This window comes from Pseudoalteromonas sp. JC28 (assembly GCF_013319255.1).
In the GTDB taxonomy this organism is placed as follows: Bacteria; Pseudomonadota; Gammaproteobacteria; order Enterobacterales; family Alteromonadaceae; genus Pseudoalteromonas.
Genome location: NZ_QOKX01000003.1, coordinates 106,630 through 129,177 on the forward strand (window position 1 = coordinate 106,630; position 22,548 = coordinate 129,177).

Sequence of the window (22,548 nt, forward strand, 5' to 3'; positions counted from 1 at the left end):
GGTGATACGAGCTAACAGAAAGCGAAACGTCAATATAAAATACGGAGGCGCCAGCCATAAGGTGTCTCTGGAAGATGTTTTAAACTTGAATAAACGCCTTGAACTTCTAATTCAATCGTTAGATAGAGCACAAACAACCACCTTTATTGAAAGTAAAGAGAAAGTCATTGCCTATTTGGTTAAAGCAACTGGTGCCGATTTGTCTGCTGAAGCCTCAGCAGCAAGGGCAAAACAAATTTATGATGACACAGTACAAAATACAAAACACTATTCAACCGAGTTAGAAACCCAACACACCACTATCAAAAATCTCGCAGAGCGCACAGCAAACCTAGAGAAATGGCAAAATAAAGTTGTTACCGAGGCCGCATCCAGCCAGTCGCTAAAAAGAGGGATGGTGGGTGTATTAGGCGCTTTATATATCTTTGAAATTGCAAATGTGAGGCAGGTTGCAACAAACTTAGAGTTAGAAAGCAGAGCTTTAGCTGACTCTTTCGGCATGGCTTTTGACTTAGCAGCCATTCATTACACAGTACTATCTTCAGTAACCCAGATGCGCTCAGGACTGCCAACTGTAAGACAATATGCTGCCTTTGAGCATTATAGGCGCGTTTTTGGTGGTCGAAGCGCACAACAAAAGTATGGTTCAAACTTTTCAAGCAAAGCATCATTAATGAAATGGACGAGTAGATTAAATTTACTTGCCTCAGCATACAGTGCAACCATATCTGCTTTTGATGCTTACTATGCCTATAAACGGGGCGATGCATGGGCAACCACAGGAAACTTACTTGTGACAGCGGGTTTTGCGGGAATGGCCATAGATAGCCTGCCTATGGTGTTGGCCAAATATTCCCGTGCTGCAGTTATGTTACAATTTGGCAGGTTGAGTATCTATGGTCTAATAGCAGTGCTTATAGGCTACGGTATTCTCTATTTAATCTATAAAGATCCGCTCAAAAACTGGTTAACCGTCTGTCCTTGGGGTAAAAATGCCTTTGAAGGTGGTGAAAAAAAGCTACTAGCAGACAACCCAACCTATTCTTGGCAAACTCACCCAGAGTATGCTCTGCATGCACTTTACGACGCGCTATTTGCCCCATCTATTATGGCTGAATCTCAGGTCATGCAGCTCAACACCTTTTCACGTGTTGCTGATAAAATATCAAAACGTGGTAAATTTCATATCGTAAACTTTAATATGCAGGTTCCAGGGCATATTCCTGCATCTCAACTGAGTTATTTAGACCTAGAGTTCGATATTAAACCCGTAGCTTCCAATAAACCATGGCAATCATTGCTAAGTACAGCGGCAAAGGGGCAAGCCTCCACCGCAATCGATCACTTCTGGGAACATGTCAAAATTACCGTTAGCCCTCAGTTTACCGGGTTTCAGTTACAATTCGACGAAACCGCGCTGTACCCTTATTTTGACAAGCTAAACTGCACAAAGTTAAAACTGCGTATGCGCTGTACAAAATACCCCCTTGGTAAGGGGCAAACCATTAGCCCAAACTCGAGTCAAGAGTTTAGGCTACCAGCTCCAGAGCACGATCAAGATGGCAATATTTCAGAAGCACGGCTATGGAGTGAACAAACCGTAGAGGTAGAGATCGATGATTATGGTTTAAGTGCAGCAGGGTTGCTACAGAGGCTATTAAACTAAAAGGCCAAATAATGAGAGAAAAATTAAATCTAAAAACGTTTACAGCCCTATCTGCTATTTTACTCAAAAAAATAGTAAGTAAGGTAATGGAAACCGAGGTAGCTCCCAAAGCACCTAAAGAGATAAAAGAACATACAGAGGACAATTTATCACCCATTGATTTTGGTCGGCCGGTGGAAGAAACTCCACTACTACCAATAGCAGACTCAGTACCAAGACGTAAAAAAGTAAAAGGGGGGTTTAAGCGAGTACCAGTTCAGCTAAACAGTCGATTCTTGCTTTCGCAAAATAACCTAATGGCCTCCAGCAGAGATATAAAATTGATGAGTGTTGACCTTGATCGTATCGATAAGCTTTCAAATGCAGCTTTTGCGTATATTGCTTTAGCAGGGGCAATGATTGCGGCGTGTTTTTATTTGGCTACACACGATCAATTTTTTGTTTGGAAGATAGCCGTTTTGCTTACGGTCGCCATACCTATTTTTATCCATGTTGGCTTTGTAAAACGCACTTCAGCTGAAGTACTCCGTGTTGATTTCTTTCGCCATAGTGGCCTTGTTACCTTTCCCATTGGTAACAATGTTAGTACCTTTTCGTTAGCGTTAGATGATGTTGATTTGTACATCGGTAAAGTTTCTGCAGGTAGAGGGGTGCAGTTTAACATGGCCTATTTGGTACCAAAGCGCTACCCCAAACGCCTTCGCCATCAACCTATATACCCTGTCGACTGGGAGCCAAGAGACTTAGAAGATAGCATGGAGCTGTGGAGTGAAATCCATCGTTTTATGGATAACACACAACCTATACCTGCATCCTTTTACAAAGGCTGGCAAGAGGTAATCGAAAGCAGTGACTTTACGGAGCAAGATAAAATAATCATATTAGGCGAAGATTTAGTAAAACAAGCCCCTTTTTACGATTTAGAAAACGACCGTCCGTTAGATAAAGTGATTTGGTAGCAATAAAACAATGAAAGCACACCACAAGGAAGTCAGCCCTACCCATAACCGCAGTTGGAAAAAAGTGGTGGCCTTACTCGCTTTAGGTCTGCAAAAAATAGTAAGTAAGGTGATGGAAACTGAGGTAGCTCCCAAAACACCACAAGAGATAAAAGAGCATACAGAGGACAATCTACCACCCATTGATTTTGGTCGACCGGTGGAAGAGACTCCTCTACTACCAATAGCAGACTCTGTACCAAGACGTAAAAAAGTAAAGGGGGGATTTGAGCGAGTACCAGCTCAGCTAAACAGTCGATTCATGCTTTCGCAAAATAACCTAATGGCCTCCAGCAGAGATATTAAATTGATGAGTGTTGACCTTGATCGTATCGATAAGCTTTCGAATGCAGCTTTTGCTTATATGGCAATATTAGTTGTGGCGATCTGCTATTGGAGTTATTTTCATAATCCTGATCCAAGATTTCTCTGGTTAGGTGGTACGCTCAGCGTACTGGCTACACTTATATTCATTCGTACTTCTCATATAAAACGCACTTCAGCCGAAGTACTCCGTGTTGATTTCTTTCGCCATAGTGGCCTTGTTACCTTTCCCGTTGGTAACAATGTTAGCACCTTTTCGTTAGCGTTAGATGAGGTTGATTTGTATATCGGTAAAGTTTCTGCAGGTCGAGGGGTGCAGTTTAACATGGCCTATTTGGTACCAAAGCGCTACCCCAAACATCTTCGCCATCAACCTATGTACCCTGTCGACTGGGAGCCAAGAGACTTAGAAGATAGCATGGAGCTGTGGAGTGAAATCCATCGTTTTATGGATAACACACAACCTATACCAGCATCCTTTTACAAAGGCTGGCAAGAGGTAATCGAAAGCAGTGACTTTACGGAGCAAGATAAAATAATCATATTAGGCGAAGATTTAGTAAAACAAGCCCCTTTTTACGATTTAGAAAACGACCGTCCGTTAGACAAAGTGATTTGGTAGCAATAAAGCAATGAAAGCACACCACAAGGAAGTCAGCCCTACCCATAACCGCAGTTGGAAAAAAGTGGTGGCCTTGCTCGCTTTAGGTCTTCAAAAAATTGTAAGTAAGGTTATGGAAACCGAGGGCAAAAAGGAGACGCAAATGTTAACTCCTTCGGCACCCGTAGATAAGGTAGTGCATGATCGGCCAATAGAAGAAACACCGCTGCTAAAAATAGAGGACTCGACACCACGAGACTTTAACATTAGTAAAGGGATGCTGAAAGTGAGTCCTGCGGTATCTACTCGTACTCAACCAGTCCAACAAAATAACCTCTTTTCTTCGAATAAGCGAGTAGCGCTTGGTGGTGCCGATTTTTCACGAACTGGTAAATTAGCAAACATTGTATTTGCCTATATGGCATCCATCATCGCGCTACTTTCAATTATTTTTTATTTCGGTAGTGGTGATAGTTTGTATTTATGGCTCACCACGGGACTACTAGCATTTGCTTTGCCCCTGTTTGTCTATGTTTACCGTGTTAAACACTATACTTCTGAAGTGCTACGGGTCGACTTCTTCCGAAATACTGGCCTTGTCACTTTTCCCATTGGCAATAACGAAGGGAGCTTCTCGTTAACACTTGATGAAGTTGAACTGTATATTGTAAAGGTCTCCTCGGGGAAAGGTGTGAGGCATAACTTGGCGTTTTTAGCCCCACTGCGATACCCAAAAACACTTAAGCGCCAAACGCTTTATTCCACCGATTGGGAGCCAAAGGACATGGATAGCAGCGTGCAGCTGTGGAGTGAAATCCACCGTTTTATGGATACCACTCAGCCCATACCAAGTTCGTTTTATAAGGGTTGGCAAGAAACGATAGAGAGCCCCTATCTTGACCACCAAGACCATATTCAAATATTAGGTGAAGATTTAATAAAACAAGCCCCCTTTTATGACCTAAAAAATAACCGTCCGTTAGATAAAGTGTTTTGGTAGCAATAAAACAATGAAAGCACACCACAAGGAAGTCAGCCCTACCCATAACCGCAGTTGGAAAAAAGTGGTGGCCTTGCTCGCTTTAGGTCTGCAAAAAATAGTAAAAATGGTGATGGAAACTGAGGGTAAAAAGGAGACGCAAACGTTAACTCCCTCGGCGCCTGTAGATAAGGTAGTGCATGATCGGCCAATAGAAAAAACACCGCTACTAAAAATAGAGGACTCGATACCACGAGACTTTAACATTAGTAAAGGCATGCAAAAAGTGGCTGTAAATAGTAAAGCAGACTTTGTCTTGCAAGATAATAACGTGCTCTCATCGAACCTACGTATCGCATTAGGCGGAGCTGACTTTGCGCGAGCAGGGAAACTTGCGAATATCGTTTTTGCTTATATGGCCTCAATATTTGCGCTTGTTTGTCTCCCCGTATATCTGAAAGAGTCTGAGCCTCATATTCTTTACCTTATGATTGGGTTAGTGGCGTTTGCAAGCTTCGTTTTTTATCGAGTTCACAGAATTAAACACCATACATCTGAGATACTACGGGTAGACTTCTTCCGAAATACTGGCCTTGTCACTTTTCCCATTGGCAATAACGAAGGGAGCTTCTCGTTAACACTTGATGAAGTTGAACTGTATATTGTAAAGGTCTCCTCGGGTAAAGGTGTGAGGCATAACTTGGCGTTTTTAGCCCCACTGCGATACCCAAAAACACTTAAGCGCCAGACACTTTATTCAACCGATTGGGAGCCAAAGGATATGGACAGCAGCGTGCAGTTGTGGAGTGAAATCCACCGTTTTATGGATACCACTCAGCCCATACCAAGTTCGTTTTATAAAGGTTGGCAAGAAACGATAGAAAGCCCCTATCTTGACCACCAAGACCATATTCAAATATTAGGCGAAGATTTAGTAAAACAAGCCCCCTTTTATGACCTAAAAAATAACCGCCCACTAGATAAAGAGTTTTGGTAATACTCGAATTAATCTCTATGACAAGGAGTTTTTGTGACAATAAATAAGTTAATTAAGAAATGCGTTGAGCATATTCTAGATGAAGGAACGCCCACTCGTGCAATCAGTGATGTGAGTGTGCAAAATCAACAACCCAAATATGGTCAAGCTTATCAACAACAGCCGCAACAAGTAATACGGAATGGTCAGCAAGTTACGATGACAAGATCTCAAGTTTCAACAAAGCGAGAGCCCAACCCAGTCGCTGAATTTTTGATTAAAGCCATTGTTATTTTGATAGGCATCTTTGCAGTTGGTGCTTTATGTTTCGATGCATATTATTTAAATAAACGAGGCGACAATGCAGCAGTCGGCTTAATGATGGCAGCCGTTGGTGTGATGTATGGGTATCACTTTATTATGGCAAAGCTTAGCGATTACACTCAGCTTGTAAAGACATCCCGTTTTGTAGGATGGGGCTTAAATGTAGCAGGTACGTTTTATAGCCTGTTTATCTTTGCTGATTTGCTGTCTGACTTTCGCGGGCACTCAGAGGATCAAGTAGCCCTTATCATGGCTTTCATCAATATCGTTTTTATAGGACTTTTGTTCTTTCTAATGCATAAGATAAAGCAACCCATAAAGCAAATTGATTAAACTCCTTGAAATAGTAAGCCACCGCAAAAATCGGTGGCTTACTATTATGAGCCTGAGCGCATTCAGGAAACCTGATTTACTGACTCTTTTGCATTAACTTTAAATAGTTGTTGTAAATATGGCTTACTTGCATCGTTGATTTACCTGCACTTATACCATGGCAACTAAAGCAGTTAGACGACTTAATTTGTGGCTCACTGCCTGTTACATCACTATCGATGGAAGTTTGGGTATAAGTTTCCATAGTGATATTGGCAACCGCCAATGAGCCGCGTAACGCCTCGTTGGCTCCCTTACCCACAATATCGCCACTAATGCCATTTGCAAAATCGTAATCTTGCGTGCTCAGCCAGATTGATCCGGCGTAAAAGTAGTTACTCCAAACGGGATTCTTTTGTTCCAGTTTTACATTCACTAAGCTATTTAGTTCAGTAATATTATTGAAGTTAGTTTCATCTTGAGCTTGTTGTGTCTGACTCCCCACCAGCTCAGGGTTATTACCCGCTATATATGGATTGCCGTTTGGCACGCCGTATTGATATAACCGAAACGTGTTGGTCGTAGTTTCAGAAGCTGGATACGTTAAATGTGCATTTTGCACTTCTGTTCCGCCCCGATAAAATAGCAGATCATGACTGTTACTCACTACTTTATCTTGCTGTAAGTAAGCCGTGCTTTTCTTAAACTTTCCCTCAGAGCTATAGTAATCTGGTGCACTCAATTTATGCTCGAACGTCGCCCAAATAAACTCTGGGTGATTTTCAACCACACCGACAACATGCATGCCAACGAGCGCTACTTCTCCCGTACCGCTATATTTATTGTCTTTTTGGTAAACCGCTTTACGAATATAAAAATGCTCAGCTAAATCAAGCTTTGGATAGACTTGCTGCAGCGCTTTGACATCCATCCAAGCAACCTTTAACTCAACCGACCCCACAGCAAATTCAGCTTTGCTATCTGCTTTAGGGTGGGAGGTTGCTGACTTCATATAAGTATCGTTAACGTGGATCGAATAATGTACGGGCGTCCCACCAAACTTGCTGTAAATAACGCCATCTGATCCAGCTTGATTTATATCTTCAAGGATCAACACATTTGCGGGGCGAAGTCCGGTTGGATTTAATAAATCATTCCAAGGGGCAAAATAAGGTTTTAGCGCATTATCAACCTGCCAAAACCCAGAACCAAACATCAACAAGCCACCAGGAGCACGCTTGTCAGGCTGCGTTAAATAGAGAAACTTATTCCACGACCACTGATGAAAATCGCAGTTTGTCGAAAGATCTTTACCATCTTTAAATGCAAACGGACTATTTGCACCTTCAGGAGGATTTGGCACAGGGCTGCCAAACCAATCGTTATTCGGTTTACAAGAAGTATCATTCGAGTAAGCAAGCGCACTTGGCGCAGCCAATGTACTTGTAGCAAGCAATAATGATATTCCAAGTAGTTGAAGTTTAGTGCGTGTAATTGATGACGGTAGCATGATGCTTTCCTTAAGATGTAAAACTCCTGTTAAATCTAGTTCATCAAAACGGAAGTTATCAATTACACAGCATTACATTTAATCTGTATTTCACCCTTTTTTAATGCTTAAAACCGCATGTTTATCGCCTGCTGATCCGTTACTTACTGCGGTGAGCGAAGCTAAAGCTTTGCTCTGGCACCAGCTGACCGCTTAAATCGTTTGGCGTTGAGTAAAACGACACATTTAACATGTCTTTTTGGTTGTCTAATTCGATATGCGCAAAGCCCCAAGTAAAAGCTTTATTCCAGACTAGCTCGTACTCTGGGTAACGCTTTTCTTGATAGTTAGCAAGCGGTGTATGCGTGCCACGCATTTTTGATGCGGCGCCGCTGATAATAAGTGGTAACTTAGGCTTTGTGTTTCCGGGAAGTACACGCGAGCAGTCGTCCGTTAACAGCTCCAAATCATGCTCATGGCCTGCAATATATGCATCTGCGTACTCACATAGTTCGGGTAAGATTAAGCGGCGTAATACATGAGCTTCGTCATATTTGGTGCCACCAATAGACCAAAGTACATGGTGTCCATATACAATTTTCCATTTTGCGGTTGAGTTTTTAAGCCCATTTGCAAGCCAGGCCAATTGCCTGTGATCTTCCCCATTTACAGGTTGCTCGTGCTTCTCAATGTCTTCTACTTCAGCTTGTCCGCTTGCCAGTGCACTCGCCAGTCCCTGTTCACTACCGTCCGGTTTTAGTGGAATTTCGTAATAATGCTGGCCAGAGAGCAACATATTGGTATCAAGTACAAAAAACTCGACATTATTGCCTGTCTCACCAAAGGTGTAGCTGTAATAACCTTTGCCATCCATGTGAAAATTAGCTTGCTTAGCCATCCACTCGGTCTGTAATTTCACGCCGCGACGAGACGTCTTCCAATCGTGGTTGCCTAATGCTGAGTACACGACCAACTCTGGGTTTTGAATAAGGAGCGGCTTTAGCGGCCCTAAAATCAAGTCATCCATACGCTTTTGGTCGTCCTTGCCATCGTTAGCCGCCGCTCCATCAGGATAGATATTATCACCAAGCTGAATAGCAAAGTCGCATGGCTTTTTCTCACACAAAGAGGCCATTGCCTGTCCAACCACCAACGCACCGGTTTCCTCCGTTGCGGTTTCGGTTCCCGGATAAACATAGATAGGCGCATGATTAAACTCTTCGAGCGGGCGATGCTCTTCTAACCAATCCGCCTTTTCAGCAGCAATAAACTCGGCCTTATTTTTAGGCGATTTAATGTGCTTCGTTTTTGGATAATCTGGGTGATAGCCGCCATCACCAAAGGCCAGAAAGTTAATATTTTCTGCGGCTTGCGCTGTGCTACTAAGCGCGAATAGTAATGCTATTGATGTTATTTTCATTGTTACCGACACAGTGTTACCACTGCATCCTCCTGCATATAAATAAGGTGGATGTCCTTTTAATACATCCTATACCTAAGACCCTAGCTCGATACGGTGGGTGTCCTTTTAATACATCCTTCCTTTCAATACATCTTTTTGCTTTTACAAGGACACCCACCTCTACTTCTCTCTTAGAAAGACGTTACCGTTACTCCAAGCTCAAATGAACGCCCATAGGTTTCGTATTGGTAGTTGTAACGAGTGTCGCCTTGATAAATACTCATCGGCTCGTCGGTTAAATTGATCGCGTTGAAATACAGCTGAGTTTGCTCGGTATAAAAGTACTTCATGCTTAAATCGAGTTGCAGATGGTCGTCTTGGAAAACGCGCTGCTTGTTCTCTTCAAACAAAAAGCTTTTGCTCTTGTACGACGCACTCAACCTTGCGCTTATTTGGCTATTTTCATAACCAAACATTAGGTTGCCCACGGTGTCGGATTGGTTTGGTAGATTGTCATCAGCATCAATAAATGTACCATTAGCTGAGAGCATCAAACCATTTTTAAAGTTCTTCGTGTACGCAAGTTCTACCCCTGTTAGTTCAGCGGCGCCGCCATTAACACTTTGAATAACTTCTTTATAGCCTTGCCACTGACCGTTATCTTGCACCTCGGCTTTGGCAATAAAATTATCGATGTTTTTGTGAAAAACGCCCGCAGATAACACGCCAATCGCACCGGGGTAATATTCTACCGAGAAGTCATAGTTTGTTGACTTGTATGGGTCTAAGTCTGGGTTTCCGACTTCGGCTTTACGCTCAATTTCAATTTCGCCATCATCTTCTGTGGTCTCTGTTTCTATGATTTGAAATGCTGCTGCATCTTCAAAGCTTGGACGCGCAAGAGTTTGTGTATAGGCAAAACGGGTGATCAGCTTATCGCTGATTTCATAGCGTAATGTTAAATTTGGTAATAAATGGTCGTAGCTATCTTCAACTTGCCATTGGTTGATCTCGACGCGCTCAACGTCATTCACTTCATCATTAATGAGTTCAACACGATTACCACTCGTTGCATAATCTGTGTCTTCGTATCTAAAGCCTGCAATAACATTGAGTTTATCAATGTCGACCGTCAGCATGGCGTAGAGCGCGGTGACAGTTTCTTCACTGGTGTATGAACGACCTTGTGTTTCAATGTCAGTTTCAAGCTGGTTTAGCTCAAGGGCACTGCGATTACTGTAGAAGTAGTCGCGGATCTGGCCGCGATTTAAACCCGGACCAAAGGCCCCAAGCTCATACTCAGGTTCATTGGCGGCAAAGTCTTTCGCCGTTAGGTCATCAAAGCCGCCGTCATATAGTTTGGCGTCAACGCGGTTAAACTTTTCACGGTCGGCATATTTACCACCAAATTTAATTTGCGCATTGTGACCAAGTAAAGTGAAGTCTTTAGTTAAGTCCAGCCTAAAGCTGGTATTTTCATCTTCACTTAGGTTGTTCTCCCAGACAATTTCATCGATTTCAAAATTGCTAAGCTGCTGAGAAGCTTCATCCGCTGCAAGCGTGGGTGTCTTACCATCCAGTACATACCCTAACGCAAAATCTTCTCCAGCAAATGAAGTATCCAAGCGATTTGGCTCGCTTTCATCTGATTTCGAGTAGCCAATGCTGTATTCAATAAACCAATCCTGCACTAAGTTTTCGCCGCCCAAAACCACAGATAAAATGCTTTGCTCTTCATATCTGTCTTTGGTATCTCTATCCATTTCTGCACCTGAGAAATAGGCCGCATTTTGGCTTAGCTCATCGGCAAATACATCGCCTTTGTCAAACTTGTACTCATTGCGTTGACGAAATTCATCGTCAGAAAACTTGCTGTAGAGCGTGCGTAAGTAGTATTTGTTAAACCCTTTGTGATGCACATCAAGATTCAGTGCCGCCCCTAAACGCTCTCGCGTAATACGATAGTGGCGCTGCTCCATTTCCTCAGCACCAAAAAAGCTCACTTCTTCTTCTGAGTTCACATCGTCCATTTCTAGTTCCATCCAGCCGCCATCGGTTTCCATATTATGAGAACCAAACTCACGCTCAAACCAAGATACCGCCGTTGCAACCCCAACTTCCACCTCTTTGCCTGCGGCATAAATATCGGTGAAGCTAAACGACGCTTTTGGGCTGGTCTCGCTCACCTGTTCATTGTGTGACGCTTGTAACGTCACGCTGTAGCTCTGCCCTTCTCGGTCAAAAGCACTGAGGCTTTTTACTTCGATGCTACCACCCACCGCTGATGCGTCCATATCTGGTGTGACCGTTTTGCTCACCTCTAGGCTTTGCACTAATTCACTTGGGATGACATCCATCGCCACCGAGCGCACGCCCGCTTCAGGAGAAGGCACGTTGGCACCATTGATGGTCACGTTGTTGAGATTTGGGTCGATCCCACGAATTGCCACAAAACGGCCTTCACCTTGATCTCGTTGAATAGAAAGTCCAGGCAGACGTTGCAGTGCTTCTGCTGCGTTTTGATCCGGCAACTGACCGATGGAATCCGCGCTGACGATCGACTTAAGTGACAGGGCATTTTTTTGTCGGTTTAGTGCACCTGCTTGTCCGGCTCTTTGCCCAACAACAATAATATCGTCCATTTGGCCCGTTTGAGAACCAAGCTGTACTTGAACATCGGTGACTTGGTTATCAGTAATTGTGATGCTTTTAGTCACGGTTTCAGCGCCAAGATAACTTATCTCAAGCGTATAATTACCCGCTGGGACATTCGTTGCGGTAAAGCGACCATCTCGCTCAGAGATAAGGGTTCTATCTAATTCTTTGATCACCACTTTAGCCCCTTGAAAGTGGCTCTTTTTCGATACGGAACTGACTTGCCCTGTTAGGGTGTTAGCATTTGCAGCTGAGCTTAACGTCAGTCCAGCGCAGATCATCGCAACGGCAGAAAGTGTAAAGCTAGTCGGTAGATTTTTTTTCATTATTTGCTCGCACAGGTTGAGTAGAATTTTAGCGCCCCGCTAAAACGTCGCGGCTACCCTAGTGCGAAAACGTGACGCTTTTATTTCACTTGAGTGCGCTGCAGCCTATAACAGGGCGTTTATGCCAGCCGAACGCGTAAATTTGAGCCGATATGACCCCCCAGCCCTTAGAATTTTGGCAACGATATTTAACCTGAACTCTGAATAACAATCGGTTTGCTAGCTGCTGTTATGCAAAAGTATTGCGGTTTTTGTCATAAAAACATCGCCTTTACTGAGCTAAATTGACCCTATCAGCACCAAGCGCAAGTTTTTACTATATCGCTTTAAATTTTGACTAGACGACAAACATGAAACTTCAGCCTTTTTTACTGCATCAATCGCGGTGGTTGCTACTGGTGGTACTTACACTGGTTGCCATTACCATCACGGCCTATACCTCTGTATTGCGACCACTGTCGGACGTCAATTGGCTCGATAGCGTTGGTGAAGGTGGCCTCACGCTGATGACACTGATTTGGATAGCGGTGACCTTGCTCACTCGACCAAAAGGACTCGTCACTAACCTACTGTTTGCAGGGTTGAGTGCCATGTATGTTTCTATGCTGTGGGATTTTTTAGATGAGATGGTGGTGTTCACGCCCCATTATTTAACCAGTTTTGAAGCGATCCCTGCTTGCTTTGGCATGGTGCTGATGAGTATTTCAGCCTATTACTGGTATAAAGAACAAAGCATATTCAATCAAACCTTAATGAAAAAAGAGCGCTTTTATCGTGACCACAGCATGACCGACTTTGTCACCGGCCTCTACAGCGTAGAGTATATGCAAAATCAAGTTCGCCACGAACAATCTCGCCTTGCCAATGGCAATAGCCCATTTTGCTTAACGCTATTCGATATATGTGATTTTGCCGCTTACGCTCGCCAGCATGGTATGCAAAAAAGTAATCAGTTACTACGCGATATTGCCGATATGCTCTCTTTAAGCATGCGAGAGAGTGATCTGCTATGTCGTTTTGCGGCAGATAAATTTGTGGTCGTTCACCCACAAACCAACCATGTTCAAGCCCAAGCTTTTGCCAATCGTGCGGCCGAATTTATCGCTCGCCATGCCAACTATGATGATGGTGAAAACCAGCCGCAATATAGTGCAGTGAGATGGAGCTGTATCGAAGTTAATGACAAACACTGTGAATTTGAATCTCTGATAGCAGCGCTTGTGAACGAGCTGAATCAGGCCAAGGTAGCTGCGGCTTAATGTCCTACTTTGAGTGTCAAACAAAACAGCTTGCGAGTCGCTATTTTGCACTCCCTTTAGTGGAGTTGGCTTCCCAGCGCGGTGTACATGCAGACGTCATTTTGAAAGGCAGTAAGTTGTTTTATACCGATCTGCACGCTAACCCAACCTTCATTAGTTATGAGCAGTTTGAAACAATAGTAAGCAACCTTGTCAGTCAGGCGAGCTGTCAGGAAGTCAGTTTTATTTACGGCCAATACCTACTTAATACGCTAATCAGTCACCATGCCGAGCTGTTATTTAATTGCCACAACATACAACAATTGCTCAAAGTTCTACTGCTTAAAGGTTTGGATATACTGCCTTTTTACCACATTAGAAAACTCCAGACAGAAACAAGCTGCCATTTACTGTTTTCACCCGCCATTGCAGAAGGTAAGCCTGCGGTCACGCGATTTTTATGCGAAGCAATGGCAAGCCTTTGTTGTGGCTACCTTAAGTGGCGCAGCCCAGAAACCACATTAACATTGCAGTTTCCGTATACAAAGCCAAAACAAGTCGCGCAATACCTGAGCCATATACACCTAGCTTACAGCTTTGATCACAGTGATTTTGCCGTTGTAATGAGTAACCAAGCTTTAGCTCAGCAACAAATTGGCACTTTTCCTTATTTAGTGGCTCGGCAGTTAAAAGCCTTGCCCTCACCACAGCGTGGATTTCTCGCCCAGCTGCACCGCTTACAGTTAAAATATCCTAAATATCATAGTGAGCAAATCGCCGAAATGATGGGCATGAGCGCTGCAACTTTTAAACGCAAACTCAAGCTGCATCAGACTACTTTTATTAACGAAAAAGACAGACTGCATCGTCAACAAGCCATGTTTTATGTGACTGAGCAAGGCTATTCCAATGAACAAATTGCAACCGCTTTACAGTTTAGCGACATCACTAATTTTCGCCGTGCATTTAAGCGATGGACGGGATTAACGCCTTCCTATTTTCGTAAGATTTAACTTTATCCCTCATTTTTTCTTCTACACTGAAATGGATCTTGCGGTTACTAGGTCTTTTATAACGTGACTGCGTTTCGATAATCCCAGGGGCTGCTTACCTTTGCTGTTTGATTTTTGTTCTCCTGAGTGAGTTTTGATCGCGGTGCTCGACTTGCCGCATAGTGGGCTAAGCTAAAGTTGAGCAACAAAGAACGAAGCACACTCAGGTGAACCCGAAGGGCAGCGCTTGATTGGCATTTCTACTGTGTTATCGCCAGACTTACATAGAACAACTATGCTACGCTGGCTCTGCCTTGTATAAATGGCAATCAAACTGCTGCAAAAACAAACTTGAAAGATAAGCAGCCCCTTGGCCGAAGCTAAGCACGTTAATAGATAACAAAGAGGATTAAAAACATGAAAGCATTAACGGGCGCTGCAATGGCGATGATGGTAGCGGGTTTGGTCGGTTGTAATAGCACAGAGAACAATTCTACAAGCGCACAAGCTGCGACAGCTGAAACAGATTTAGTGCATTGTTATGATGTCAATGTTTGTGGTGGACATAACGATTGTAAAACAGCGAGTAATGCCTGCTCAGGACAAGCTTCTTGCAAAGGCACTGGCTTTGTTGCCATGCCGAGCAAAGCGTGTAGTGATGTCGGTGGCAATCAAAAAGACACTTGGGTTGGCAGTGTCGCAAAGGCCGACCTTGTGCACTGCCACGATGTCAACGTTTGCGGAGGCCATAACGATTGTAAAACCGCAAGTAATGCTTGTGCGGGACACGCTTCTTGCAAAGGGACTGGATTTGTCAGCATGCCAGCAAAGGCCTGTGCTGACATTGGTGGCAAAGTGAAAAGCTAATAAGCTTTAACCTCGGCGCGTGTTTATCTATCAAGATTATTATTGCAATAGACAAACACGCACAATGCATTAAAAGAGCGCAATTATGTCAGTACCCTTTCTGGGCTTTGGTCTTGGCCTACGCACGTGTTATTTTGACGCTATTATCGACACTCAGCCACATGTAGATTGGTTTGAGATTATCTCTGAGAATTACTTTGTCGACGGCGGCAAGCCTTGGTATTACCTCTCGCAGATTAAAGAGCACTACCCCATTGTGATGCACGGAGTATCGATGTCGATAGGCAGTACTTCGCCCCTAGATATGAATTACCTTGCGCAACTTAAACGCACCATCGCACGGGTTGAACCCGAATGGGTGTCAGATCACCTCTGCTTTAGCAGCTTAGGCGAATTTAATAGCCATGATTTATTGCCACTTCCCTACACTGAAGAAGCGCTGATACATCTCACCGCAAGAATCAATCAAGTACAAGATTACCTTGAGCGTCCAATGATCTTTGAAAATGTCTCAAGTTATTTAAACTACAAACAATCTGAGCTGACAGAGTGGGCGTTTTTGAGCGAATTACACCAGCGTACCGGATGCCAGTTATTACTCGACATCAATAATGTATATGTAAGCTCGCGCAATCACCAATTCGATCCAATAACTTACCTAAACGCCATACCAACACAAGCAGTCGCGCAAATCCACCTGGCCGGCCATAGCGATTTTGGGACCCATATTGTTGATACGCACGACCAACCAATTTGCGAAGAGGTATGGAGTTTATATCGACAATATACTCAAAACAGATCTCCCATTAACACCATGATTGAGCGTGATGATAACTTTCCTGAGCTCGCGGGGTTGTTACAAGAGCTGAACTTGGCCAAAGGAATAGCCCCTAGCAGTTGGAGAACATATGGCTGATCTCGCCGCGCTGCAACACGCCTTTATTACAATGCTAAAAGGCGATGACAACCAATTAATGGCTGAAATTGAATATCAAAGTGGCCTGAATGTTGCGCAACGTGCGCAAATATACACTAACGCTTACCACATCAGATTAAAAAAAGTGTTAGAACAAGATCACGAAATGCTTGGCTTTTATTTGGGTGATGCCCTGTTTGATGAGATGTTCTCGGGCTATCTACAGCACTTTCCTTCACGTTCGACCTCATTGCGCCAGTTTGGCGATTCGCTTCCTGAATATTTAAGTCAATTTGAGCCATTTAAGCTCTACCCTATTCTCACTGAAATCGCACAATTTGAACGTACATTACTCAGTGCATTTGACGCAGAAGATGCGCCTCAATTGGGACTTGTGCACCTACAAAAAATTGCAGCAGCACAATTTCCAAACTTGCAGTTTACTTTTCACCCTAGCGTTCATTTATTAGGATTTACACATAATGCGGTTGACTGCTGGCAAGCGCTAAAGAACAGTACACCGGTCCCTGAAGTGTCGACAAAACCAAACTACTGGATACTCGCCAGAGAGCGCGATATGCGCACTGGGTATCACTCGTTAACGGAAGCAGAATTTGCTTGTCTACAAAGCATGAAGAATGCACTGCCGTTTAGTTTTGTTTGTGAATACGCGGCCGAGCAAAGTGATGATTTAGCACAAGGCACAGCAATGGTGATGCAGTTACTGCAAAAAGGGCTTAACTTGGGATGGTTTAGTGGCTTTAAAGTTGCTATATAACCGCGATATTCAACAAATCGGCATAGAAAATGAGGATCAAAGAGAAGCTAAAGCTGTATCAACCAGGTTTAATAATAAGCATGGTTTTCACCTTGGTTGGTTTTGTCCTTGTTAACAATTCAAAAGTCAAAAACCGAACCTAAATGTAAAGATAAATTAACAAAAATCACATACCCTATACTCATTTGGAATTTTTACAGCCTATTTATTCCCCTTTCCTTGTAGTGTTACCTCTCCCTAAAATAAAAATTAACCACATGTATTTATTGGTAAAATATAAAAAGCAGGAGCAAACCTCTCGCTTATCTGGTCAGCTAATCTATGCATTAAAATACGCATTGTAAATTTTTTTTGTATTTTTTGTTTATTTTTTAAGCTTTACTTCTATCCTAGTGTAACCAGTCGAAATTATGTGCAATTTTAATTTAGTTGGCGTTGTTCACTATCACAAAACAAACGCAACCAAGCGTTGAAATTTAGTGAATAACGCGTCTACAGCAGCTAGATAAGTTCATAACCTTGAGATTGGTAAACACAATTAAACAAAACAACATGCAAGGAACAACAAAATGCGTAAATTAAGTGCTATTAGTTTTGCAGTATTAGCGGGTTTGACTTCAGTCAACGCACAAGCCGCTAAAATACTTAGCGTAGAATCAAACAAAGCAATTAAAGATCAATACATCGTTGTATTTAGCACCCCTTCAGTCCTTAACGTTCAAAACAGCAAAGCAATTGCGGCCTTCGCTAATAAGCAGGCAAAAGCGTTAGAAAACAAACATAACGTAAGCATTACAAAAGAATTTGGTGGTGTACTAAATGGTGTGGTCATTAATGCATCTGCAAAACAACTAAAAGGGCTTCTTAATAACCCTAATATTGACTATATCGAACAAGACCAAATGGTTACAGTGACTCCCGCTATCACAGCAAGCGGCGACCAAGCTAACCCTACTTGGGGTCTAGATCGTGTCGATCAACGTAATCTACCGCTAAACTCAAACTACCATTATGATTTTGATGGTACTGGCGTAACGGCCTATGTTATCGATACCGGTGTTCGCATTAGTCACAATGAATTTGGTAACCGTGCATCACATGGTTATGACTTTGTTGATAATGACAATGATGCAACAGACTGTAATGGCCATGGTACCCATGTTGCAGGCACAATTGGTGGCGGTGAATATGGGGTAGCAAAAAACGTCAACATTGTTGGGGTAAGAGTATTGGGTTGTAACGGCTCGGGTTCATATTCAGGCGTTATCTCTGGTATCGATTGGGTTAAAAACAATGCATCAGGCCCATCCGTTGCTAACATGAGTTTGGGTGGTGGCGTTTCTCAAGCGGTTGATGACGCAGTAAATAATGCAGTTGCCTCAGGCGTTAGCTTTGTTGTTGCGGCGGGTAATGACAATAGCAATGCCTGTAATTACTCACCTGCACGTGCAGCCGATGCAATCACTGTGGGTTCAACCACAAGCAGCGATGCCCGCTCTAGCTTCTCAAACTATGGGAACTGTCTAGATATTTATGCACCGGGTTCAAGCATCACCTCAGCTTGGTATAACTCAGATACATCAACCAACACCATCAGTGGTACTTCGATGGCCGCGCCGCACGTTGCGGGTGCTGTTGCGCTATATTTGGATGAAAACCCAAGTCTAAGCCCATCACAAATTGATAGCTTGCTGAGCCAACGCTCATCAAAAGGTAAAGTGTCTAACCCACAAAGCGGTTCACCTAACGAGCTACTTTATACGCTAGCTGATGGCACTGATCCGGATCCGGACCCAGATCCAATCACAGAGCTAGTTAACGGCCAAGGCGTCAGTGCATCTGGTGCATCTGGTCAGCAAACTTTCTATAAGTTGGTTGTTCCAGCAGGCGCTAGCGCGCTGAACTTCTCACTTGCTGGTGGCACTGGTGATGCCGACCTGTATGTACAGCAAGGCACACAGCCAACGCTGAATAGTTACGCTTGTCGCCCTTACAAAAACGGTAACAATGAATCATGCGATTTCACTAATCCGACTGCTGGTGATTGGTATGTGATGCTAAATGGGTACTCTGCGTATGCAAATGCAACGCTCACTGGCACTTACTCATCAGATCCTGGTGGCTGTGGTAGCAACTGCTTAGAAAATGGTATTCCAGTAAGTGGTCTTGCCGGTTCATCTGGCCAAGAGTTACTATACACCATTGATGTTCCAGCAAATGTAACCTTGACAGTTGCGAGCTCTGGCGGCTCTGGCGATGCAGACTTGTATGTTCGTAAAGGTGCAGCACCTACGACATCAACCTATGACTGTCGTCCGTTCTTAAATGGTAATAACGAGTCTTGTAGTTTAAGTTCAGGTCAAGGTGCAACCTATTACATCAAATTGCGTGGCTACTCTAGCTTCTCTGGCGTAACGCTTGTTGCAAGCTACTAATTGGCTTTATTACAAATAAATCTCATTTCGTTTGGGGTTTATTGAAAAAACAAGTACAGTGGTGGTTCGTTTGAGCCGCCACTTTTGTTTTTAATGAGTATTGTACTAGACCTCTACAGCCAATTATTACATCAAGGATTTTATGACCATGTATCTGACGGTGAATTACACAACGAAGTACCACTCATCTCCAGTAGCATCTCGCAAGTAAAGCTCGATGGCATTATTTACCATCGCACTGCGCAAACTGCGGCGATGATGCCTGAAAACTATGGTAGTTTAATCCTTATCACTGAAGGAAGTGGTTGGTGGTTGACTGAACAGTCTTTACAGCGTGCTGATCTAACGCAGCTAATCTATCTTGAAGCAAATCAAAAACATGTGTTTCACCTTCCGACACAATACCTCGCTGTTAGCTTCAACTTTCCAATCAATTGGCTCGTATCTCGAACGGGCAAGCGGCTTTTGCATGGACAAGCACTGACAATTCCCTCTGGTCTAACAACATTACTCAAAAGCGCCTTAACCGCCACAACGCTAAATTTAACAGCGGCAAAATGGCTTGAAGATGAAATTGTACTGCATCTAAGTGTTTGCCAGCCGACTCAATTACCAACGTCGCCGCTAGCGGAGTTAAAACAGCTCATCTCTACACATGCAAATGATGAAGCATTTTGTATCGACATGCTATGTGACCATTCAGGCTGGTCAAAACGTTATATTCACAAACTATTTGCCGCATCTGATCTGAGTGCCAGTGAATATCTTATCCGCACTAGGCTCACTCATGCTTATTTTGAGTTACTTAATAGCTCTGCATCCTTAAATCAAATTGCTATTGATAGCGGATTTAAAAATCAGGCGCACTTCAGCCGTCGTTTTAAGCAATTATTTTCTCTTTCTCCCAAACAAATTTCACAACGAGTGCACTCTTAGACAAAACTGAACCGTGCAAAATATATATAATAAGAATCACTCTCATTATCCATAGTAGTAGAACAATGAAAATTAACACGCTCTATGCTGCAGTGTGCCTCTCACTGCTTTCTCAAACCACAAGTGCCAATGAAAACCAAAAAGATGAGTTAGAAAGAATAGAAGTTCAGGGCAGCCAATATAAAAGTACCGGAACAAAGTCGTCTTTAGCACCAATCAACGCGCCCTTTTCTATTTCTCATATAGATCAAGATACCCTGCAACTACGCCAAGCTGACTCGGTCAATGCTGCGTTACGCTATGTTTCTGGTATCACACCAGAAAGCCGCAGCACGGTCACCATTTTTGACCAATACACTATTCGCGGTTTTGAATCTTATCGAAACTATTACGATGGCCTAGAACTGCAATCCAATAACCTTTGGAATTTATATCCTCAAGTTGATGCCTTTGCCACCGACACCATTGAGGTGCTAAAAGGCCCAGCGTCAGTACTTTACGGCTCAGCCCCGCCAGGTGGCATGGTGAATCAAATCGCAAAGCTTGCCAATGGCACTGAGCAAACACAGGTCCGCCTGAGAGTCGGTAGCAGAGCGCTCAAAGAAATCGGCGTTGATCATGGAGGTGTGATCACCGATGAGCTGAGCTATCGTGCCATTGCGCTATCAAGAACAAGTGATGGCCAGCAAAAAACAACTGAAGAAGAACGCACTGTATTTGCACCATCACTGCGCTGGCAACCGAGCCATGATACGGCTTTAACTACACAGCTTTATTACCAAGACGATCCCAAAGCTATACCGTCCACTCCCTTACATAGCGTTGGTACGCTCACGCGTGCAAGTTACGGTTATCTAGATGCCGATGCATTTGCAGGCGATATCAATTGGTCTAATTTTGATAGAACAACGCTAATGGCAGGGCTAAAGTTGGAACACAATTTGTCCGACAATTGGGCTTTATTTGCCAACTGGCGTTACACCGATGCAGAAGGCCTACAGCAAAATACCTACAACCAAAACTTAATTGCAGATAGCGATACCATACTTGCCCGTGCAGCATATAAAACCGATGAAACGCAACATGGCTATGTTTTAGACAACCAATTGTCTACTCACTTTACGGTTGGCAACTCATCACATCACTTACTCTTGGGTTTTGAATACAAAACCTTAAGCTCAACCGTAGGGTATTGGGATACACTCGGGACAGGCACACCAAACATTAATCTAGCAGCGCCCAATTATGCAGCCTTTGATGTAGGCGCTTTGCCACTTAACTTCTATACCGAAGCGCACGATATTGAACAGAGTAACCGTGCGTTTTACGTCCAAGACGAAGTGACAATATCAGCGCTAACCCTCTTGGCAGGTCTTAGATACGACAGTTTCACCAGTGATGTTACTGCTGATAAAAACTACGCTGGCACCGAGTGGCAAACGGAATCAACTATTGATGACACCCAACTCACCGGGAGGATTGCCGCACTTTATCAGCTGGACTCTGGTTGGCGACCTTACGTAAGCTATAGTCAGTCATTTGAGCCCGTTGCAGGAGAAGATAGCGTAACTCAACAAGCCTTCAAACCAACTGAAGCAGAACAATGGGAACTTGGCGTTAAATATCAATCTCGCGATACACAGCTAACATTTGCGCTATTCGATCTCACCAAGCAGAACGAAATCATTAACAGCAAAGACTTTGTCACGAAAACTCAAGCCGGTGAAATCCAATCCAAAGGTATTGAGCTTGAGGCTTCTCACACCTTTAACGAACAAGTTGATGTGCAGTTCAATGCCACGCATCTAGACCAGAAAGTCACTAAAAATGAATTAGACCAAGATTTGGTGGGGAAACGCTTAGTGTGGGTTGCAGATAACACCGCATCGCTTTGGTTGAACTATTATCCAAGCCTGCTAGACGCACTTAAAGTAAGTGTTGGTGCTCGGTATGTTGGCGAGAGTTATGTTGGCAAATACAACTCTGATACTGTGCCATCCTATACCTTATTTGACATCGCCTTTGATTATGAACTCAGCGAGCAAGCCAGGCTCACCTTTAGCATTAGTAACCTCAGTGACAAGCGTTACGTTGGCGCATGCTATGACGAAAGTAACTGCTGGATGGGGGCAGAGCGCAAAGCCGATGTTGGTCTTCACTACCGCTTTTAGTCACTCATCTAGGAGAATTTACGGAAGGACATAGACAGAAAGATTTAAACGGACACCCACCTTAACGCGCCTGCAAGCATTAAGGTGGGTGTCCTTGTTAATTCATTAACGCGCCTGCAAGCATTAAGGTGGGTGTCCTTGTTAATTCAGCCTGTTTATTCAT

17 protein-coding genes and 1 pseudogene are annotated in these 22,548 nt (G+C 43.5%); 14 read left to right on the plus strand and 4 right to left on the minus strand.

The annotated features are described in order from the left end of the window. Window positions 1-61 precede the first annotated feature (61 nt). From DS891_RS24515 to DS891_RS08170, 6 genes are read left to right on the plus strand one after another with little or no spacing between them, the layout of a single operon-like run. Window positions 62-1,666: a hypothetical protein gene (locus DS891_RS24515; RefSeq protein ID WP_254605769.1), complete on the plus strand. Its 1,605-nt coding sequence runs from the start codon at window positions 62-64 to the stop codon at window positions 1,664-1,666. Between the two features lie 11 nt (window positions 1,667-1,677). Continuing rightward, the gene (locus DS891_RS08150; RefSeq protein WP_174169468.1) at window positions 1,678-2,625 is read left to right on the plus strand and encodes a hypothetical protein; all 948 of its coding nucleotides are present in this window, start codon (window positions 1,678-1,680) and stop codon (window positions 2,623-2,625) included. 10 nt (window positions 2,626-2,635) lie between these two features. Beyond that, the gene (locus DS891_RS08155) at window positions 2,636-3,610 is read left to right on the plus strand and encodes a hypothetical protein (protein ID WP_174169469.1); all 975 of its coding nucleotides are present in this window, start codon (window positions 2,636-2,638) and stop codon (window positions 3,608-3,610) included. A gap of 10 nt (window positions 3,611-3,620) precedes the next feature. Further along, a complete protein-coding gene (locus DS891_RS08160) occupies window positions 3,621-4,589 on the plus strand; it encodes a hypothetical protein (protein WP_174169470.1) in 969 nt (322 codons plus the stop codon). 10 nt (window positions 4,590-4,599) lie between these two features. Beyond that, window positions 4,600-5,565 carry a hypothetical protein gene (locus tag DS891_RS08165; RefSeq protein WP_174169471.1) on the plus strand — a complete coding sequence of 322 codons (966 nt, stop codon included), beginning with the start codon at window positions 4,600-4,602 and terminating at the stop codon, window positions 5,563-5,565. A 33-nt stretch (window positions 5,566-5,598) separates the two neighbouring features. Beyond that, a complete protein-coding gene (locus DS891_RS08170; protein ID WP_010603650.1) occupies window positions 5,599-6,201 on the plus strand; it encodes a hypothetical protein in 603 nt (200 codons plus the stop codon). Between the two features lie 76 nt (window positions 6,202-6,277). On the opposite strand, the gene DS891_RS08175 is transcribed toward DS891_RS08170, so the two are convergent. From DS891_RS08175 to DS891_RS08185, 3 genes are all read right to left on the minus strand, one after another. Continuing rightward, window positions 6,278-7,690 (minus strand): hypothetical protein, encoded by a 1,413-nt coding sequence (locus tag DS891_RS08175; protein WP_174169472.1) that lies wholly within the window; start codon window positions 7,688-7,690, stop codon window positions 6,278-6,280. Between the two features lie 139 nt (window positions 7,691-7,829). Beyond that, window positions 7,830-9,089, minus strand: coding sequence for a metallophosphoesterase (locus DS891_RS08180; protein WP_174169473.1), 1,260 nt, complete (start codon window positions 9,087-9,089; stop codon window positions 7,830-7,832). Window positions 9,090-9,262: 173 nt separating this feature from the next. Further along, window positions 9,263-12,052 (minus strand): TonB-dependent receptor, encoded by a 2,790-nt coding sequence (locus tag DS891_RS08185; protein WP_174169474.1) that lies wholly within the window; start codon window positions 12,050-12,052, stop codon window positions 9,263-9,265. Between the two features lie 350 nt (window positions 12,053-12,402). Here DS891_RS08185 and DS891_RS08190 point away from each other — a divergent pair, with 350 nt between their 5' ends. Continuing rightward, on the plus strand, window positions 12,403-13,311 hold the full coding sequence (locus DS891_RS08190; protein WP_174169475.1) for a diguanylate cyclase: 909 nt from the start codon (window positions 12,403-12,405) through the stop codon (window positions 13,309-13,311). After that, the gene (locus tag DS891_RS08195) at window positions 13,311-14,303 is read left to right on the plus strand and encodes an AraC family transcriptional regulator (RefSeq protein ID WP_174169476.1); all 993 of its coding nucleotides are present in this window, start codon (window positions 13,311-13,313) and stop codon (window positions 14,301-14,303) included. The genes DS891_RS08190 and DS891_RS08195 overlap by 1 nt, the downstream gene beginning before the upstream one ends. 21 nt (window positions 14,304-14,324) lie before the next feature. Here the strand turns inward: DS891_RS08195 and DS891_RS24520 are convergent. Continuing rightward, window positions 14,325-14,540 (minus strand): annotated as a pseudogene (locus tag DS891_RS24520) (hypothetical protein). Between the two features lie 159 nt (window positions 14,541-14,699). Here DS891_RS24520 and DS891_RS08200 point away from each other — a divergent pair. The 6 genes from DS891_RS08200 (at window position 14,700) to DS891_RS08225 (ending at window position 22,385) form a co-directional block, all read left to right on the plus strand. Then, on the plus strand, window positions 14,700-15,149 hold the full coding sequence (locus DS891_RS08200; protein WP_174169477.1) for a hypothetical protein: 450 nt from the start codon (window positions 14,700-14,702) through the stop codon (window positions 15,147-15,149). Between the two features lie 85 nt (window positions 15,150-15,234). Continuing rightward, window positions 15,235-16,065 (plus strand): DUF692 domain-containing protein, encoded by an 831-nt coding sequence (locus DS891_RS08205; protein WP_174169478.1) that lies wholly within the window; start codon window positions 15,235-15,237, stop codon window positions 16,063-16,065. Next, window positions 16,058-16,843 carry a DNA-binding domain-containing protein gene (locus DS891_RS08210; RefSeq protein WP_174169479.1) on the plus strand — a complete coding sequence of 262 codons (786 nt, stop codon included), beginning with the start codon at window positions 16,058-16,060 and terminating at the stop codon, window positions 16,841-16,843. The genes DS891_RS08205 and DS891_RS08210 overlap by 8 nt, the downstream gene beginning before the upstream one ends. Window positions 16,844-17,412: 569 nt before the next feature. Beyond that, on the plus strand, window positions 17,413-19,278 hold the full coding sequence (locus DS891_RS08215; RefSeq protein WP_010603659.1) for a S8 family serine peptidase: 1,866 nt from the start codon (window positions 17,413-17,415) through the stop codon (window positions 19,276-19,278). A gap of 93 nt (window positions 19,279-19,371) precedes the next feature. Continuing rightward, window positions 19,372-20,214 (plus strand): response regulator transcription factor, encoded by an 843-nt coding sequence (locus DS891_RS08220; protein ID WP_174169480.1) that lies wholly within the window; start codon window positions 19,372-19,374, stop codon window positions 20,212-20,214. A gap of 65 nt (window positions 20,215-20,279) precedes the next feature. Next, window positions 20,280-22,385 carry a TonB-dependent siderophore receptor gene (locus tag DS891_RS08225; RefSeq protein WP_174169481.1) on the plus strand — a complete coding sequence of 702 codons (2,106 nt, stop codon included), beginning with the start codon at window positions 20,280-20,282 and terminating at the stop codon, window positions 22,383-22,385. Window positions 22,386-22,548: the final 163 nt, after the last annotated feature.

What these genes read in the sequence shown, in the direction of transcription:
- DS891_RS08225 (WP_174169481.1), top strand. Translation starts at nt 20,280, where the DNA reads ATGAAAATTAACACGCTCTATGCTGCAGTGTGCCTCTCACTGCTTTCT.
- DS891_RS08150 (WP_174169468.1), top strand. Translation starts at nt 1,678, where the DNA reads ATGAGAGAAAAATTAAATCTAAAAACGTTTACAGCCCTATCTGCTATT.
- DS891_RS08185 (WP_174169474.1), bottom strand. Translation starts at nt 12,052, where the DNA reads ATGAAAAAAAATCTACCGACTAGCTTTACACTTTCTGCCGTTGCGATG.
- DS891_RS08180 (WP_174169473.1), bottom strand. Translation starts at nt 9,089, where the DNA reads ATGAAAATAACATCAATAGCATTACTATTCGCGCTTAGTAGCACAGCG.
- DS891_RS08215 (WP_010603659.1), top strand. Translation starts at nt 17,413, where the DNA reads ATGCGTAAATTAAGTGCTATTAGTTTTGCAGTATTAGCGGGTTTGACT.
- DS891_RS08155 (WP_174169469.1), top strand. Translation starts at nt 2,636, where the DNA reads ATGAAAGCACACCACAAGGAAGTCAGCCCTACCCATAACCGCAGTTGG.
- DS891_RS08190 (WP_174169475.1), top strand. Translation starts at nt 12,403, where the DNA reads ATGAAACTTCAGCCTTTTTTACTGCATCAATCGCGGTGGTTGCTACTG.
- DS891_RS08195 (WP_174169476.1), top strand. Translation starts at nt 13,311, where the DNA reads ATGTCCTACTTTGAGTGTCAAACAAAACAGCTTGCGAGTCGCTATTTT.
- DS891_RS08205 (WP_174169478.1), top strand. Translation starts at nt 15,235, where the DNA reads ATGTCAGTACCCTTTCTGGGCTTTGGTCTTGGCCTACGCACGTGTTAT.
- DS891_RS08220 (WP_174169480.1), top strand. Translation starts at nt 19,372, where the DNA reads ATGAGTATTGTACTAGACCTCTACAGCCAATTATTACATCAAGGATTT.
- DS891_RS08160 (WP_174169470.1), top strand. Translation starts at nt 3,621, where the DNA reads ATGAAAGCACACCACAAGGAAGTCAGCCCTACCCATAACCGCAGTTGG.
- DS891_RS08165 (WP_174169471.1), top strand. Translation starts at nt 4,600, where the DNA reads ATGAAAGCACACCACAAGGAAGTCAGCCCTACCCATAACCGCAGTTGG.
- DS891_RS08200 (WP_174169477.1), top strand. Translation starts at nt 14,700, where the DNA reads ATGAAAGCATTAACGGGCGCTGCAATGGCGATGATGGTAGCGGGTTTG.
- DS891_RS08210 (WP_174169479.1), top strand. Translation starts at nt 16,058, where the DNA reads ATGGCTGATCTCGCCGCGCTGCAACACGCCTTTATTACAATGCTAAAA.
- DS891_RS08175 (WP_174169472.1), bottom strand. Translation starts at nt 7,690, where the DNA reads ATGCTACCGTCATCAATTACACGCACTAAACTTCAACTACTTGGAATA.